Genomic DNA, 17529 nt, shown 5'->3' on the forward strand with positions numbered 1-17529 from the left:
GATAGTTTCTTGATAACAAGTGAAAGGTATTCTCAATTTATAGTATGCAGTTTAATTTTAATTCTTGTGTTTTTATTCCGATGTTGTGGTAAAGTTGAATTAAGTGAAGAGATGCGGAAAGGTGGATAACAATGGTTAAATCAGAAGCTATGAAAATAGCAGTTACAGACGGCACAATATTAGAAGCAAAAGTAGATCGAACGGATTGTGAGTCCGTTGGGATTGTGCATATTTTCCACGGAATGGCAGAACATTTAGAAAGGTACAATGCGCTTGTTGAAAAATTAAATCAACAAGGCTACCATGTGATTCGACACAACCATAGAGGTCATGGCATTGATATCGATAGTGAAAGAGGCCATTATGATTCAATGATGCAAGTGGTTAAAGATGCACATGAAGTACAAACGACATTGAAAGCACAATTTGATGATACGTTACCTCTAATTGTACTTGGACATTCAATGGGTTCAATTATTGCACGTCAGTATGTGCAAACCTACCCGAATGACTGTCAAGGACTCATATTAAGTGGTACAGGCTTGTTTCCATCGTTTTATAGATTCACTATTGTGCCATTATTAAAATGTATTACATTGATTTGTGGTAAAAAACGCCGTATGAAGTGGCTCAATAATGTGATGACGAATAGCTTTAATAAAAAATTCAAGCCACTACGTACTGAAAGCGATTGGATTAGTTCAAATGAAAGTGAAGTGGATGCTTATATCGCAGACTCATATTCAGGCTTCCTTGTATCTAATCAATTGATTTATAGTGTTGTAAATACGATGATGCAAACAGCACGTATTAAAAACATTGAAAAGATGAATCCACAATTACCAATTTTGTTAGTTTCAGGAAAAGATGATCCGTTTGGTGATTTTGGAAATGCGATTAGAAACTTAGGAAAGTTATTGAAAAAAGGTGGTATTGAACATATCACTGTTCAACTATATAAAAACAAACGCCATGAAGTGTTGTTTGAAAATGATAAAGAGACGGTATGGAAGCATATGTTAGAATGGATGAGTCGTCAAATTATTAAAAAAAGAAAAGTAGGTGAACTCGGTGATAGGTAAGAAACCTTTCATTGTAGTAATCGTAGGTCCCACTGCGAGTGGTAAAACTGAATTAGGTGTGGAACTCGCGAAAGAAATTAATGGAGAAGTCATTAGTGGTGACTCTATGCAAGTTTATCGCGGAATGAACATTGGTACCGCAAAAGTGACAGAGTCTGAAATGCAAGGCATCCCGCATCACTTAATTGATATTTTAAATCCAGGCCAAACATATTCCGCATACGATTTTCAGCAACAGGCACGTACACTCATAACGGATATTACAAATCGAGGGAAAATACCTATCATTGTTGGAGGGACAGGTCTATATATTCAATCTGTAATATACGATTATCAATTTGATAAAGAAGAAGTTTCTCCAGAGGTTGCAGAAAAAGTTCAGCAAAAAATGGAAGAACTCAAATCGTATTCAAATGAAGCGCTCCATGAATACTTAGGGACATTTGATCCTCAATCTTATGCTGATATCCATCCGAACAATCGCCAAAGAGTAGAGCGTGCGATCTCTTATTATTTAACTACAAAAAAAGTTTTAAGTAATCGAAAGAAAAGTACCCAATTGACTGAAAATTATGATACATTATTAATAGGGATAGAAATGTCGCGTGATACATTATATGCAAGAATAAATAAACGCGTAGACATAATGTTGTCTCATGGTTTATTGGATGAAGTGCAAGAACTTATTGAATTAGGTTATGAATCGTGTCAAAGTATGCAAGCTATCGGCTACAAAGAAATCATACCGGTAGTTCATAATGAAATAGAACTTAATGAAGCCGTGGATCAACTTAAACAGCATTCACGTAATTACGCAAAAAGGCAAATGACTTGGTTTAAAAACAAACTTAATGTTCATTGGTTAGATAGAGAGAAGATGTCACTTACTTCAATGTTATCTGAGCTCAAAACCCTAATAAATAAAAGGAGAAATGAACATGATTGAGAAACGCAACATTCAAGATGAGTACCTAGAAACTTTTAAAAACGAGGGTAAGGAACTCACTGTATTTTTAACGAATGGTTTCCAATTACGTGGTACAATTGTTGATTTTGACCAATATGTAATTGATATACTCTCTCAAGGACGTCACCATTTAATTTACAAACATGCGATTAGTACTTTCTTAGAAGGCACAAACTAATTTATTAATCCACAATGGCGGAGTGGGGATGCATGTTAAATGTGCAATCTAAAAGGTTGACCATATGATGACCATCTTTCAATATACATTCATATTGAATAGGTTGGTGTATTTAGCATTCATCTCCACTACCATCCTTGATTGATCTGTTCATTTATAGGGTGTACTCCAATTTTAAATCATTAAATATAAAAACATCACCGCTTTCACTAGAAATAGGAAAGGGTGATGTTTAATTTATAAAACATTTTCAATTTCTTTTGTAATACTTTCTGGTGTCTTTTGTGGTGAAAAGCGCTTAACCACATTTCCTTCTCGATCAACTAAGAACTTCGTGAAATTCCACTTAATTTTATCTCCAAATACACCTTTTTGTTGTGATTTGAGATAGTTGAAAAGTGGATGTGCATTTTCGCCGTTAACTTCAATTTTTTCATGCATTGGAAAAGTAACGCCATAGTTTAGTTGGCAGTTTGATGCTGCTTCTTCCCCGCTACCCGGTTCTTGTTTTCCGAATTGATTACATGGGAAACCAAGAATCGTAAATCCTTTTTCATGATAAGTATCATACAACTTTTGTAAACCTTCAAATTGTGGTGTTAGACCACACTCACTTGCAGTATTTACAATCAATAAAACGTCGCCTTTATACTTAGATAAAGGGTAATTTGTTCCATCAATTTTTGTGACTTCTATATCATATAAATGCATTGTCCTCACCTCTAATAAAAATATAACATAATTATTCAATATAGTCTTAATTGAAACACTATGTTAGAATACGTGATGATATGTTTAAAGAAAATGGTGATGTAATGCAAAAAAATGAACTCCATTCTACCAAAAAAGTTAAAGAAAAAGCACTTTTAATTGGTGTAGATGTTTATCAATCAGATTATGATTTTGACAGTACGATGAGAGAATTACATGCACTGGCGTATACATGTGATCTTGAGGTGAAAGGTGAATTCACGCAAAATAAAAATCAAGTGGATCATAAATATTATGTTGGTAAAGGAAAATTAGATGAGATAGAAGCTTTTGTGGAATCACAAGAAATAGATGTTCTTGTGGCTAATGACGAATTAACGACAGCACAATCTAAACATTTAAATGAATATTTAGGCATTAAGATTATTGACCGTACACAATTGATTCTTGAAATTTTCGCTTTGAGAGCGAAAAGTAAAGAAGGTAAATTACAAGTAGAATATGCACAACTTAATTATCTCTTACCTCGCTTAATGGGACATGGAAAAAGTTTATCTCGCTTAGGTGGCGGTATAGGTACACGAGGACCTGGTGAGACAAAACTAGAAACCGATCGTCGTCATATACGTACGCGTATGAATGAAATAAAACGTAAATTAAAAGAAGTCGAAGCACATCGTGCACGTTATCGCCATCAAAGAGAAGAGAACCAATCTTTCCAAGTTGCACTGATTGGTTATACGAATGCAGGGAAATCTTCGTGGTTCAACACGTTGACCCATGCAGAAACTTATGAGCGCGATTTACTGTTTGCGACGCTTGATCCGAAATCACGACGTCTTAAAATTAATGATGGCTTCGAGTTGGTCATTTCAGACACAGTTGGTTTTATTCAAAAATTACCCACAACATTAATTGAAGCTTTTAAATCAACACTAGAAGAAGCAAGTAATGCAGATTTATTAATCCATGTGGTGGATGCGAGTCATAAAGAATATAAAATTCAATACGATACTGTTAATGAAATTATTAAAGAGTTAGATATGGCTGAAATTCCGCAAGTGGTTATTTTTAACAAAAAAGATTTACATGAAGGCGTAGAGCCTATTGTGGAACAGCCCTCTGTTTTTGTATCCGCTAAAAATCACGATGATATTCAAGTGGTGAAAAATTTATTAATAGAAGCGATTCAAAGCCAACTTCATTTTTATGAAAGACGCCTAGAGAGTCATGAAGCAGACACGTTATATTACTTGAAACAACACACATTAGTTACGAAATTAGAATTTGACGAAACAACAAATGAATATCTAATAGAAGGTTATAAAAAATAATAGAAAGAAGCAGAAAAATGAAGCGATTAGAACAATTGATTAATGAAGTAGAAACAACATTAACCCCTTATTTTAAAGAAATCGAAGCACGTGCACTTGAAAATCAAGCACGCGTCCTTGATGCCTTTCATCATGTAAAAATCACTGAATCAGATTTATTAGGGTCCACGGGATATGGCTATGATGATTTTGGTCGTGATCATTTAGAAGCGGTTTATGCGCATACTTTCAAGGCTGAAGATGCACTCGTACGTCCACAGTTAATTTCAGGCACCCATGCGATTACTGTTGCTCTACAAAGTATGTTAAAGCCTGGAGACAGTTTAATGTATATTACAGGCAAACCGTATGACACATTACTCGAAGTCATCGGTGAAAACGGAAATGGTATTGAGAGTTTAAAAGAATATGGTATCCATTACCAAGAGGTTGATTTAAAGGAAGATCAAATTGATGTTGAGCGTGTTTTACAAGCAATTAACGAAACAACAAAAGTGATTGCGATTCAACGTTCTAAAGGGTATAGTCAAAGACCATCTATAAGCGTTGATGAAATAGGTCGTGCGATTCAAACTATAAAAAACGAATACCCTCATATTATTGTTTTTGTCGATAATTGTTACGGTGAATTTGTAGAAACCAAAGAGCCTATCGAAGTGGGTGCAGATTTAATCGCAGGCTCTTTAATTAAAAATCCAGGAGGAGGTCTCGCGAAAATTGGCGGCTATATTGCTGGACGACGAGACTTAGTAGAACGCTGTGGTTATAGATTAACTGCCCCTGGAATCGGGAAGGAAGCGGGTGCTTCATTATATGCATTACAAGAAATGTATCAAGGCTTTTTTATGAGTCCCCATGTGGTCAGTCAAAGTCTTAAAGGTGCGCTATTTACAAGTTTATTATTAGAACGTCTCAATATGCGTACGACGCCTCGATATGATGTGCAGCGTACGGATTTAATTCAAACTGTGTCATTTGATACACCTGAACAGATGATTCAATTTTGTCAAAGCATTCAACATGCGTCACCTATTAATGCCCATTTTAGTCCGGAACCTAGTTATATGCCGGGGTATGAAGATGACGTGATCATGGCTGCAGGCACTTTTGTACAAGGCTCATCTATTGAATTATCAGCAGATGGCCCAATTCGTCCACCATACGAAGCTTATGTTCAAGGTGGACTCACATACGAGCATGTCAAAATTGCAGTCATTCGTGCTGTTAAAACACTAATGAAAAAAGGATTAATTTCCATTTAAAATACAAAGTTTTACAATTTAAGTGAAATATGAAAATATAACTGATTGTCTGACTTTTCTGATTACCTGATATGACTAGGCTTGGCGCTTTCATGTCAGGTTTTCTTACATATTTTTGAAATGCCTGAAATGATGTGCTATGGTTAATACAAGTTCAAAGTTAAGGAGATGCTGGATATGGACAACGATAGAATTCGACGTAGCATGCCTGTATTTCCGATGAGTGTTGTCAGCCGTCTAACCGAATTAACTGCACGACAAATTCGTTATTATGAAACACATGAACTTGTAAAACCTTCACGAACTGAAGGGAATAAGCGTTTGTTTTCATTAAATGATTTGGAAACTTTACTTTCAATTAAGCATCTTTTAGAGAAAGGCTTTAATATGAAAGGAATTAAACAAATCATGTTGTCAGAAAGTACATACGCGCTAAACGAAGAGGAAGAACGGTTAAGAAAACAAATGCTAGTGGATACGACACAAAAGCCACAGCGCGAGTCGATACCGCTTAACCGTGGAGACTTATCACGATTTTTTAAATAATTAAAATTGGAGGACAATTATCCATGCCGAAACAAAATTTCACTAAAGATGACATCCGACGCTTTGCAGAAGAAGAAAACGTACGTTACTTACGTTTACAATTTACTGATATTTTAGGGACAATTAAAAATGTAGAAGTACCAGTGAGTCAATTAGAGAAAGTTTTAGATAATGAAATGATGTTTGACGGATCTTCAATCGAGGGGTTTGTTCGAATTGAAGAGTCAGATATGTATTTATATCCTGATTTAAACACTTGGGTGATTTTCCCATGGACAGCAGGACAAGGAAAAGTTGCACGTTTAATCTGTGATGTTTATACAACTGATCATCAACCATTTGCAGGGGATCCTCGTAACAATTTAAAACGTGTATTAAAAGAAATGGAAGAACTTGGATTTACAGATTTCAACTTAGGGCCTGAACCAGAATTTTTCTTATTCAAGTTAGATGAAAAAGGCGAACCAACAATGGAATTAAATGACCATGGGGGCTACTTTGACTTAGCACCAACAGACCTTGGTGAAAACTGTCGTCGTGATATCGTACTTGAATTAGAAGACATGGGCTTTGATATTGAAGCTTCACACCATGAAGTTGCACCAGGACAACATGAAATTGACTTTAAATATGCAGATGCAGTAACAGCTTGTGATAATATCCAAACATTTAAATTAGTTGTTAAAACAATTGCACGTAAACACAATTTACATGCGACATTCATGCCAAAACCATTATTTGGTGTGAACGGAAGCGGTATGCACTTTAACGTTTCTTTATTTAAAGGAAAAGAAAATGCTTTTTATGATGAAAGCAGAGATATGCAATTAACTGAAGATGCTTGTCACTTTATTGCTGGTGTTTTGAAAAACGCACGTGGATTTACTGCAGTGTGTAACCCATTAGTTAACTCTTATAAACGTTTAGTACCGGGTTACGAAGCGCCAAGTTACATTGCATGGAGTGGTAAAAACCGTTCACCATTAATTCGTGTCCCAAGCTCTCGTGGATTATCTACACGTATTGAAATTCGATCAGTAGATCCTTCCGCAAACCCATATATGGCATTAGCAACAATTTTACAAGCTGGCTTAGACGGTATTAAAAACAAATTAACAGTTCCAGAGCCTGTAAATCAAAATATTTATGAAATGAATCGTGAAGAGCGCGAAGCTGTTGGTATCGAAGACTTACCTTCAACATTATACACAGCATTAAAAGCAATGCGTGAAAACCCAATTGTAAAAGACGCATTAGGAGATCATATTTATAATCAATTTATTAACTCTAAATCTATTGAATGGGACTACTACCGCACACAAGTGTCTGAATGGGAAGTCGAGCAATATATGAAGCAGTATTAATAGAAGAAACCCTTGAAGCTATTGGCTTTGAGGGTTTTTGTTTTAAAACTATTTTGAGACCAGTGTGCTAAAAATAGCGTTTTGGTCTCAAAATGGTCTCAAAATAGTTGCTAAAAAATATTCGAATCCTTAATAAAGTTTTCAAAGTTCTCTTTTGCCTTATGATTCATCTTTTCAGTCACATGACTATAAACTTGCTCGGTAACTGCCATTGTTTTATGTCCGAGACGTTCTTGAATAACTTTCATCGGAACACCGCTTTCTAATAAAAGCGTAGCATGCGTATGTCTTAACTTGTGGATGCTTAGCTTGTTTTCTTTGCCTAGTAGCTCACCTGTCACATGCATCATAGTATTATGTGTTGTACTGCGTGGAAGCGGGTCGCCAAATGCATTACAGAATATAAAGTCATGAGTTTCATTATAAACATCTTCATTTACCATCCGATTTGCATTTTGAAGGTATTTCAGTTTAGTTAATTCTTTCGCTAAATCATCAGTAATATAAATAGTTCTATGTTCTTTATTTTTCGATGTATTCCATCTGTCATGCTTTTGATCATAAGACTTTGGTTTTATCTTTACTATTGTAATCAGACCATTGCAGCGCATTAGCTTCACCTACACGTATGCCAGTTTCAATCATTGTTCTAAACATATAGTATTGGTGTATGTCTCTTTTCTTAATCATTTCTAGAAATGGTTTGATTTGTTCTTTTGGTAAGTATTGCGCTTTTTGGGGCTCGCTTAAATCTTTGTGTTTAAGTTCAATACCTTCGCAAGGATTAAAGTGAATTAAGCGATCTATGGTAATCTTCCTTTTTATTGTGACTCAGCACGTCCGGAACACGTTGCAAAGTTCCAAGAGGAAGGTCTTAATGCGGTGTTTGCTGATAAACGTGTTATGCGTGGCGTTAAGTTAATTGCACATTATTTTAAAAATAATAAGCTATGGGTTTTATATGATATGTGTCCACGTTTTGCATCTGAAATTTATAACTATTCTTGGGACGATAAAAAAGATTTACCAATAAAAGAATATGATGATGTACTAGATGCATTAAGATATGCGGCATTTAACGCATATTGAAACATTTGAGAATAAGACTGTGGAAGAAGAATTAGAAGCAATTCAACAGTTTGCGATTTAGGTGATAAAAATGCGGTTTAAATCTGAAAGTAATTTAATATTTACATGTAAAGACGATGATGATTCGTTAGCCAAAAATGGTGAAAAATTATTTTGGATTAGAGTCTTGTTATTTTACAGATTAATCACGTTCACTGAAATCACTCTGTAATTCTTGTCGCATTAAGGGGCATTATGTAATTCATAGGAAATTAATCCACGTACACCAATGCCCGGCCATCAAGATATTCAATATGATAAACAAGATCCTAGTAATATATTATCTGCATGTGGCTATGGTCGTCATGACATCGCAATCATAGATAATCTTGTGATTAAATATATGCAAGATGATTCACCTATACCAAAAGTAGCTCCAAATGTTGCCAAATCCAAATCAGGTAAACCACCTAAAACTGTATGGCCATGGAAAGGTGAATTTACTGCATCTAAAAGTAACACAGACCCAATCGTTGTACGTCGCGCCTTTGGTATGGATAAGGAAGAAGTGGACAACGATTCATGGATTAAGCCTGACGAGTGGGTGCTATTTGATCAAGTTATTAAAGATGTAAAAAATAAAATGTGGTAGGTTCAATTTAAGTATCAAGCGGATGGTGCGAATAAGAAAGATAATTTATACATGCCTATAGGTAAAATAACTGATAAAGAAGGAAAATTGTTGAAAAAAAGCACTGTGGGGAAAATTATAGGTTAAGTAATATATTAGGGTTACCTTATATGGTGATACTTTTTGCGCTAATAAACTAGAATATAATTGGTAAGTGTATACATCACAAATTAAAAATTCCGAGGGTCATAATTTATCAAATAATTGGTATAAATAAATCACTATGATATGCTTCAATTGGGATGTTATTAAGGGATTGTTTAACTTCTGAATAAGGAGTTTTTGAAATGTACAAAAAAATATCATCATTATTAATTGTTTTTGGTTTATTGATTTCTTTTAACTACGGAATATTTGAAACTGATTCTGTTACTGCAGGTACTTCGAAGGACAGTGATGATGCTAAAGTGAAAGTTGTCAAAGTTAATGATGCTCAATTTAAAGTTGTTCCCAATAAATTCGCTGAAGGAAAAGTGAAAAATGGCAAGGCAACAATTTTAAATAAAAAAACAAAAAAATCTGAAGAATTGCCTTCGGAAGTAACGACAAAAGATAAAAGAAAAGCTTATGTTACTTATAAGGTCTTAGATGGTAATATTATTGGTAATGTTACATTAAAAGAAAGTGATGATATTGTAACTTATAAAACTAATTGGAAAAAATGTGCTTTAGGTACTGGTAGTGGACTTCTTGGTGGCACTGGAGGAGGTATTGCTAGTGGAGCTGGATATGGAGCTATTGGAGCAACTCCTGTTTCAGTTGGAGCTGGATCTGTTATTGGTGGAGTGATAGGTGGAGTATCTGGAGGAATGGGAGGAGCTGTAGCTAGTTGTTTCGATTAAAAAAAAATAATGTGATTTTAATAATGATTTTGGGAATTATTTTAGCTTGTATTACATTACCATTCGTTATCGGTATATTCTCATTGTTTTTTATATTTCCACCATTGTTTCTATTATTCTTAAATGTATTTGTTTCTGATAAAAAGAAAAGCAAATAGAGGCCTACAACAGGTCTCTATTTTGATGTTTATAGTGCGCCCGGCATGGGTAACATCTTGACGGTGAAAGTCCGTTACAGGCTTGGTAGTAGGAACTGTTAGCGAAAGACAAGGGTGTCCATTGTGAAGTGGAATCTGAAGGAAGTCGGACGTAAACACTCGCACTGACGACTGGATAATATGGGGATGATAATTGCAACGCTTCAATATAATGTTCTTCTTTATAATTCAACTTGGCGTTACTTATAGAGTGGCACGCTATCAGCTTCTTGTTATAATATACATGTAGTTCATGGTTGAACACTTGTAATTGCACGCGCTTTCCGGCATATTCAGATGGTACTGAATATTGATTTTCTTGAAACGTAATCATATTAGAAGCGTTAACTTTTACATGTTGTCCAATGATTCTATAGGAGTCTCTTACTTTTTCCGTTGGAAGGGGAGTAAGTGGCTCTTTTCTTTTTCTAATTCAATAATCGGTATTTTTCCCGTACCCTGGTGTAGCTGATAATTTAATCTTTGATTCAGTTTTGAGATATATTCATGAAGCTCAGACAAATTAAATTCGCCTTGATAGGCATGGATTTCATCAAGTAGTTTCATAGAAGCTTCAACCTTACCCTTTGTCATAGGTCTCCCTGCTATACATGGTCGGACTTTTGTTCCCATATCATGCGCGAATTGTTCGAATCGACGATTGATTTGACCTTTACTGAATCTCGTACAGGGCTGATCCATCACTTCTTTCATATTATCTGTGAGTAGTTCTTTAGGAACCCCACCAATCGAAACACCTAGAACTTGGCACATCTTTACGACACGAAATTCATGTCGGTGTTCATAGATAAACTTATATATTACTTCTGGTCTTTGGCAAAGATGTGCATAGCCTTTTTTAAGATTTTATTTTCTTCCTCTAAGTCTCTTAATCGCTTTTCTAAATCTGCTTCTACTTGTGTATTTGACGTACGTTTACCGCTACCAAAAAAACCTTTTTCACCGTCTTTACGGTATATACTCAGCCATCTTGTTAAGGTTTGAATAGGAATATCTAAATCTCTCGAAACTTCTGAGGCACGTCTCCCTGATTCTACTCATTGAATTGCTTCCATTTTAAAGCTATGATTGTATTTTCTTCTCGCCATCACTGGCACTCCTATAAATTGATTTCTTTTATTATACATTAAATTCCTATCAATTTACTGTGTCCGTTTTTTAGTCTAGCATCAAAGTGATTAATGCGCGTTTCCATTCATATAGTGCATTAGACATTAAAATGAATTAAAAAAATATTAATATCATATTGTCAGTATAATGTAAACGCTTTATAATAATGAGTAGGTCTACAAAAGTTATTGTATAAAACCATTGTTTCATTATAATTGGTAGCGATTAATCATTGTTTTTAATTTAATTTATATAAGCGTGGATAATGTTTAATTATGATTGATAGGTGTGTTATCGAGTCTAATACGCAGTTTATTAACGTTATGATTTCGCACAATAATAATGCAAGCTATACCAAAGCTTTGTAGATTTTATTTTCAAATTTAGTAAAGGGGATTATTATGACGAATATTTTCGCACATAGAGGATTGTCGAGTAAAGCACCTGAAAATACTTTTGCAGCATTTGATTTAGCTCGTAAAGTTGAAGGGGTGAAGTGGCTTGAACTCGATGTCGCTATCACCAAGGATGAAGTTTTAATTATATTTCATGATGATGACTTAGATCGAACAACGAATACATATGGAGAAGTGAGTGAAACGCGTTATGAAGCAATTCAGAATGCATCAGCTGGGGCTTGGTTTCATCCAGAGTTTGCAGATGAACGTATTTTGACATTTGAGCAGCTTATAGCGTTTGCAAATCGTTATAAAATGAATCTTAATATCGAGCTTAAAGGTGTTACGGGTCCAAATGGAACCTATTTAAGTGAACGCATGTTGCAATTAATGAAGACACAAATTGAGAAATTAGATGACTCAGTAGAAGTATTAATTTCTAGTTTTAACTTTAGTTTGCTCAAATTAGCAGAACAATATATACCACAATATAAGCGTGCGGTTTTATTTGAAAAATGTGCGTTTTATAATGATTGGCGTACAGTAGTAGATTATTGTGGTTCATCTATTGTCCATTTAGAAGATATTAACTTAACACGAGAACTCGTTTCAGAAATTAAAAATTCTGGTTATACATTGAGCGTATGGACAGTGAATGATAAAGATCGTGCAAATACACTGATCAATTGGGGTGTAGACGGCATATTTACAGATTATGCTGATAATCTCATTCATTTGCAACAACAATAGATTTTACAACAAAGCGGAAGGGGTACGTCATATGAAACGTATTATGGACAAATTGAACTTTAAAGATAGACAGACGCTTATTGGATTTTTAACTGTTGTGACAGCAGGGCAGTTGATTTACTCAAGTTTCGAAGCCTTCAAAGGGACATTTTATAATTTATTACTCGATGTCTTACAAGTAAGTAATGCAGAGCTAGGAGCGATATTTGGGCTCATTGGTATTTCTATATTCTTTTACATTCCTGCGGGTTGGATTAATAACCGTTTTTCGGTGAAATCTATTTTAATTGTAGGATTGGTAATTCGCTTTATAACTATTTCAGTGATCATTTTCTTCAGTCCAACTTTTCAAATGTTAAAAGTAATTGCGATTATTTGGGGTATTGTGGACTCATTCTTTTGGCCAGCTGTACTTAACGGTGTTATGTTATTCACGAACCAAAGTAATCGAGGTATGGGTTTTGGATTATTAGAATCAATCCGACGTGCCGAAGAAATGATCATGAATTTAATTATTGTAGGAATCATGTCATTAATCAGTGGGATTGTTGTATTTAAAGGGGGCATGCTTGCATATAATTTATTGATTATTCCTTTAATTCTATTAATTATCAAATATGTGCCAAAAAATGGTATTGCTGCAATCGATGAAGAAAAAACAGAAGAGATGCATCTTAATAAATCAGCTGAAGCACTTAAAGGTTTATTCTATGTGCTATTACAGCCTAAAGTATGGTTGGCATCATTGAGTGCGATGTCGATTTATTGGGGCTATATCATTTTAATATATAGCGTGCCGTATTTACAAAAAACTTATGAACTTTCAACAACACAAACTGCGCTTTTCGGAATCTTTAATACAGGACTTATGGGCGTCATTATGGGTGTGTCTGCGGGTTTGATTTCAGACTATGTATTTAAGTCATCTTCGAAAATGATTTTCTCAGCGCTTATTTTATCATCACTCGTTTTACTAGGTGTTGTATTTATCGAAGGAAATCTCTTTATCAGTATGGCGCTTTTAATCGTATTTTCAGTGTCAACGTTTTTAGCTAAAAGTGTAATACTAGCGCCTATTGCTGAGTTTGATATTCCTAAAAAATATGCTGGTTCAGCAATGAGTGTAGGTTCGTTCGCAGCATATGCGCCTATTTTCTGGGTTTACACGATGAATGGTAAGCTCCTTGATGCGCATCAAGATAATGTTGTTACAGCATATCGTATGATATTTGAAATTGGCATTATCGTCTCATTTTTAGGCAGTTTATGTACTTTACTGTTACTCTTTTTAAACCGCAAATCTCGTGCATAGATTTTGATGATGACAGAAGAGAAACGGCGTGAATTTAAAATAATAGATTGAAAATAAAAGCAGTTGTGTTAGATATTAAATCTTTCACAACTGCTTTTAATGTATAATCCAATGAACTAAAGTTAGTTATCTTATGAGTACTAATAATTTTATCTCACTTTTTGGTAAGCTAAATATTAGAATACTGAGTTAACGTTCACATGCAAAATTATCGTTATCTCTGTCTAATTTTGGTTGGTATGCAGGATGTCCTTGTGGAACGCCGTTTGGATAAACCGAACGTAACTGTGTACAATTGGCAAATGATTGAGTGCTTTGAGCTGGTTCTGTATGTGATTGTTGAGGTGCAGGTTGTGCTGTGTTGTCATTTTGAGCAGGTGCTGTTGTTGCAGCAGGTTGTTCATGACTTTCTTCCTCGAAAGCAGAAGTCAAACTCCATATGCCTAACTTTTCTTCTCTTGCTTTTTCTTGAGAAGCTTCTAACTCAGATAAATATCTTGTATTTGGCGGATAAACATAAGCGACTCTCGCTAAGCCTTCTTTGACTAAAATATCGTTTAACATTTTTCCATCAACATAAATATATGCCAAATATCTATGGTACTTATCTTGTTTTTGACCTACATCAAATTCTACTTCAATTTTTTTGGCATTTCTAAGTAGTTCAGCTGTCCGATCAGAAGCTTCTTGACCAAATGGCTGTTTGCCTAAACGAGGGTGCTTCGTTTCAGGTGTATCAATAAGTAGGAATCTAAATGTTTCAGTTTTATTGTTGTAAACGAATTTCGCGGTATCACCATCTACCGCTGCACTTAACTTAACTGGTATGCGGTCCGTAGTTCCTGGTTCGTATGATTCCTTATCTTCTTTTTCTTTTTTTGCTTCATTTTTTTCATCTTTATGTTTAGAAGTTTGTTTTTTGTGTTCTTCCTTATTCGTATGCTCTTGAGTTGTTTCTTGCTTTGTTGAATGAGAATCTTGTGGTTGTTTATTATTTGGAAAATTAATCATAAACATGATTAAGACCACGACTGTAACAATAATTTTAATCCACTTACCCCAAGGCTGATATTTCCACATTAAAAATAGACCTACTGGAAAAACAAAAATAAGCATTAAAATTGTAAACCATTGCGTTTGATACCACTTCCGTTGTTTCATCTGCTTGACTCCTTCTACTATAATCTTATCCTAGTATCTAAATTTTGAATTCATGCTGGGTTAAACCTTCTTATGATGTGTCATTAAAAAGGAGTAAACGTCACTTTAATCCATCTATCAATCGGTTTAAGGTTAGAAAATACGCAAAAGATGATAAATGGTGTGCGATGTCATACAGTTACAAAGCAAATTTTATAAATATGAACTGGAATCATCGCGAATTGTTATTTTTAGAGACTAATGAACAGCACAATTATAGCATTAAAATCAATAGTGATAAATATAATTAAAGGTTTAAATATAAATATGTCGAAAACATTTATGTAATTTAAAAGATTTTGTTCAAATTAGGAATAAATGAGTGGAATTTTAAGCTGTTTTAGTATAAAGATGTGCATATAGATGTGTAAAATTTGTATAATGTTTCAATATAAAAATAAACCTAAATTGAGAATTTGATTCAACAGCCTACAAAGAATGACATAATATCAAGTGTACAAAAGCTGTTTAAGTCATTACGTAGTTACAAAACTGTTATGTATTAGAAAATTAAATTTGTAAATAAAGTTAATTTAAAGTTATAATAAATTGGAGTGAGTCGTTAATTTGTATAAATAGGATAACAATATGAAGAAAAAATCAAATACATTAACAATCATTAATATCGTAGTGAATATACTATCGACATGACTTATTTTACGTTCACTCCTGAAAAGGAAGCCGTAAATATAAAAAGGGAAATACGAGTAATCTTAATTCGATTTCATCGTATTTCCTTTAATGCAAAAGGTGAGCAAAAAGAATCAAATACCACGATCATGTATGTGGTATCATGACTTTATACTGTTTATTTTGCTTTATCGCCAGAAAAAAGTGAACAAAGCAATGATTGTCGTTAAAATCGTACCAATCACTGTTAAAGTAACGGCGATTCGGTTAATAATTTTGTCCCGATCTTTTATTCTTTCACCTCTAAGAATTTCTTTCTCTATTTGAAAAATGAGTTTCATTTTATCTTCTAAGTGCATCGGTAAGGCATGTAATTGTCTTTCTAAATCATCAAATCTATGATTAATTCTTTTTTCTAATTGTTCTAATTCATTTTTGTTTAACTCTCCCATTTTTTCTCTCCTAGTTGAAATAATTCTTAATGATACGAAGCGTAAAATGAATTGCTATTACGAACGAAATGTCAAAAGGTCAATTAAGAATAAGAATCTATCAAAAACAAAGCTCAACTTTTAGTTTATTTTAGAAACAAAAATATGAGGTAAACAAGTTTTAGAGTGTAAAATTATCCACTTGTTTATAAGCCGTAATATACCAAAAAATACATCCATTATCAAATCTTTATTAAATATCAAAAACAGTATTTATTTTCTTGATTTGATATATCATTACTTAGCAATTTAATCACTACAATCAGCTGTAATAGAGTTCTTTAATTCAATAGTGACATCTTAACTATAATTTCATAATCATTTCGTTATTTTTAGAATATCTGCTAACCACTTATATAAAAATATTTGTAAATTTAGTGAAGTCATTGTATATAATTTTAACTTTAAATATAAAAATGATAAGATGTATTTACGATATTTTAGAGGTTGATTAAATTTTGCGTTACATTTATTTATTATCTTGTCACTAAAAAATCTAATGGGTTAAATAAACAAAAAAGAGAAACTCACATTGAACGTAAAGGTTCAAATTTGGAATTTCTCTATGACAACAAAGGCTACTGATGCAATTGGGTTTTGCTATAACCGTTGTAAAAATTGTAACAATATATACATAGAAAAGATTAGTAAAATAATTCCCATAATAAAAAATAGGCGGTTATATTTTTCTAAATGCTTAATTTTATTAATATCAATCATAAATTGAAAGTCAATTTGGTTATTAAGGGATATGGTAATAAATAAAATTAATAACGCATTGGAGGCCAAAAAACTGAACATAAACAAGACTATGAGAATGGGTCAATGACACCTCTATTATTCGATAAAGAAACACTTTTTCAACAAGTATTTCTAGACCACTATTTCATTAATAAAAGAATTTTATATTACAATTGTAATATAGAATGATTTGTGACAGATAATGATTTGCTATCAAGGGTATAAAATTAAAAACGTACTATTAAAAGTATTGTACAATTTCAAAAAAACCACTGCACAGACTGGCTGTGAGTGGAGAATATTTTGACGATCGAGTTGTATCATCTGTGCGTAAAAAAGTATAGTCTTTTTTATGCTTTATAAAAGTTTTATACATAGGTACGTCCAGTTATAGTTTAAGTGAACTTTTTGTGGATAATCATTGTATTTACTGCCGATTCTTTTGATTAGCATCATGATTTTGATCTTTAGGCATTAAAATTTGTGTGATAAAACCGCCGAGCATGCCGAGGAAGACACCGATGAATGCACCAGCAAATAGTGGCAGGTTGAATTTATGTTGTAAAAAGAAGCCAATCAAAATGGCTATAATGATAACCACTAAAGATAGATAATTATTTTTAAATGTTTTCAT

At 33.6% G+C, this 17529-nt stretch carries 17 protein-coding genes and 3 pseudogenes; 12 read left to right on the forward strand and 8 right to left on the reverse strand.

The window, feature by feature from the left end:
• Positions 1-131 precede the first annotated feature (131 nt).
• From HMPREF1208_RS03440 to hfq, 3 genes are read left to right on the forward strand one after another with little or no spacing between them, the layout of a single operon-like run.
• Entirely contained in the window at positions 132-1082 is a 951-nt protein-coding gene (locus tag HMPREF1208_RS03440; RefSeq protein ID WP_016424959.1) for an alpha/beta hydrolase, read from the forward strand.
• On the forward strand, positions 1072-2028 hold the full coding sequence (gene miaA, locus HMPREF1208_RS03445) for a tRNA (adenosine(37)-N6)-dimethylallyltransferase MiaA (protein WP_016424960.1): 957 nt from the start codon (positions 1072-1074) through the stop codon (positions 2026-2028). Before HMPREF1208_RS03440 ends, miaA begins: the two co-directional genes overlap by 11 nt.
• On the forward strand, positions 2021-2227 hold the full coding sequence (gene hfq / locus HMPREF1208_RS03450) for an RNA chaperone Hfq (RefSeq protein WP_016424961.1): 207 nt from the start codon (positions 2021-2023) through the stop codon (positions 2225-2227). The genes miaA and hfq overlap by 8 nt, the downstream gene beginning before the upstream one ends.
• A 237-nt stretch (positions 2228-2464) precedes the next feature.
• Here the strand turns inward: hfq and HMPREF1208_RS03455 are convergent, their stop codons facing one another.
• Positions 2465-2938 carry a glutathione peroxidase gene (locus HMPREF1208_RS03455; protein WP_016424962.1) on the reverse strand — a complete coding sequence of 158 codons (474 nt, stop codon included), beginning with the start codon at positions 2936-2938 and terminating at the stop codon, positions 2465-2467.
• A gap of 104 nt (positions 2939-3042) precedes the next feature.
• Here HMPREF1208_RS03455 and hflX point away from each other — a divergent pair, with 104 nt between their 5' ends.
• The 4 genes from hflX (at position 3043) to glnA (ending at position 7444) form a co-directional block, all read left to right on the forward strand.
• Entirely contained in the window at positions 3043-4272 is a 1230-nt protein-coding gene (gene hflX, locus HMPREF1208_RS03460) for a GTPase HflX (protein ID WP_037559245.1), read from the forward strand.
• A gap of 17 nt (positions 4273-4289) precedes the next feature.
• Entirely contained in the window at positions 4290-5534 is a 1245-nt protein-coding gene (locus HMPREF1208_RS03465; protein ID WP_016424964.1) for a methionine gamma-lyase family protein, read from the forward strand.
• Between the two features lie 177 nt (positions 5535-5711).
• Positions 5712-6080, forward strand: coding sequence for a MerR family transcriptional regulator (locus HMPREF1208_RS03470; protein ID WP_016424965.1), 369 nt, complete (start codon positions 5712-5714; stop codon positions 6078-6080).
• A 23-nt stretch (positions 6081-6103) separates the two neighbouring features.
• Positions 6104-7444 (forward strand): type I glutamate--ammonia ligase, encoded by a 1341-nt coding sequence (gene glnA, locus HMPREF1208_RS03475; RefSeq protein ID WP_016424966.1) that lies wholly within the window; start codon positions 6104-6106, stop codon positions 7442-7444.
• A gap of 110 nt (positions 7445-7554) precedes the next feature.
• On the opposite strand, the gene HMPREF1208_RS12170 is transcribed toward glnA, so the two are convergent.
• Positions 7555-8055 (reverse strand): tyrosine-type recombinase/integrase, encoded by a 501-nt coding sequence (locus tag HMPREF1208_RS12170; protein ID WP_016424967.1) that lies wholly within the window; start codon positions 8053-8055, stop codon positions 7555-7557.
• Positions 8003-8134: a hypothetical protein gene (locus HMPREF1208_RS12320; protein ID WP_231371808.1), complete on the reverse strand. Its 132-nt coding sequence runs from the start codon at positions 8132-8134 to the stop codon at positions 8003-8005. Before HMPREF1208_RS12320 ends, HMPREF1208_RS12170 begins: the two co-directional genes overlap by 53 nt.
• Before the next feature lie 111 nt (positions 8135-8245).
• On the opposite strand from HMPREF1208_RS12320, the gene HMPREF1208_RS03485 reads away from it, so the two are divergent.
• The 3 genes and pseudogenes from HMPREF1208_RS03485 to HMPREF1208_RS11505 all read left to right on the forward strand — a co-directional run bounded on the left by HMPREF1208_RS03485 (position 8246) and on the right by HMPREF1208_RS11505 (position 10045).
• Positions 8246-8533, forward strand: a complete 288-nt coding sequence (locus HMPREF1208_RS03485; protein WP_167512913.1) for a phage terminase large subunit family protein — start codon at positions 8246-8248, stop codon at positions 8531-8533.
• A 382-nt stretch (positions 8534-8915) separates the two neighbouring features.
• Positions 8916-9290, forward strand: a pseudogene (locus tag HMPREF1208_RS12325) (hypothetical protein).
• Between the two features lie 200 nt (positions 9291-9490).
• A complete protein-coding gene (locus HMPREF1208_RS11505; protein ID WP_016424970.1) occupies positions 9491-10045 on the forward strand; it encodes a hypothetical protein in 555 nt (184 codons plus the stop codon).
• Between the two features lie 330 nt (positions 10046-10375).
• On the opposite strand, the pseudogene HMPREF1208_RS12330 reads toward HMPREF1208_RS11505, so the two are convergent.
• Together HMPREF1208_RS12330 and HMPREF1208_RS12640 are read right to left on the reverse strand one after the other, a co-directional pair.
• A pseudogene (locus HMPREF1208_RS12330) lies at positions 10376-10989 on the reverse strand (Mu transposase domain-containing protein); the annotation flags it as partial.
• Between the two features lie 74 nt (positions 10990-11063).
• A pseudogene (locus tag HMPREF1208_RS12640) lies at positions 11064-11285 on the reverse strand (transposase); the annotation flags it as partial.
• A gap of 489 nt (positions 11286-11774) precedes the next feature.
• On the opposite strand from HMPREF1208_RS12640, the gene HMPREF1208_RS03505 reads away from it, so the two are divergent.
• Together HMPREF1208_RS03505 and HMPREF1208_RS03510 are read left to right on the forward strand one after the other, a co-directional pair.
• Positions 11775-12521, forward strand: coding sequence for a glycerophosphodiester phosphodiesterase family protein (locus HMPREF1208_RS03505; protein ID WP_016424972.1), 747 nt, complete (start codon positions 11775-11777; stop codon positions 12519-12521).
• A 31-nt stretch (positions 12522-12552) separates the two neighbouring features.
• On the forward strand, positions 12553-13833 hold the full coding sequence (locus tag HMPREF1208_RS03510) for an MFS transporter (RefSeq protein WP_016424973.1): 1281 nt from the start codon (positions 12553-12555) through the stop codon (positions 13831-13833).
• 189 nt (positions 13834-14022) lie between these two features.
• On the opposite strand, the gene HMPREF1208_RS03515 is transcribed toward HMPREF1208_RS03510, so the two are convergent.
• The 3 genes from HMPREF1208_RS03515 to HMPREF1208_RS03525 all read right to left on the reverse strand — a co-directional run bounded on the left by HMPREF1208_RS03515 (position 14023) and on the right by HMPREF1208_RS03525 (position 17529).
• Complete coding sequence (locus HMPREF1208_RS03515) at positions 14023-14994, reverse strand: thermonuclease family protein (protein ID WP_016424974.1); 972 nt, start codon at positions 14992-14994, stop codon at positions 14023-14025.
• 857 nt (positions 14995-15851) lie between these two features.
• Positions 15852-16115, reverse strand: a complete 264-nt coding sequence (locus HMPREF1208_RS03520; RefSeq protein WP_016424975.1) for a hypothetical protein — start codon at positions 16113-16115, stop codon at positions 15852-15854.
• Positions 16116-17322: 1207 nt separating this feature from the next.
• Complete coding sequence (locus tag HMPREF1208_RS03525; protein ID WP_016424976.1) at positions 17323-17529, reverse strand: hypothetical protein; 207 nt, start codon at positions 17527-17529, stop codon at positions 17323-17325.

It is taken from the genome of Staphylococcus sp. HGB0015 (genome assembly GCF_000411275.1).
GTDB lineage: Bacteria > Bacillota > Bacilli > Staphylococcales > Staphylococcaceae > Staphylococcus > Staphylococcus schleiferi.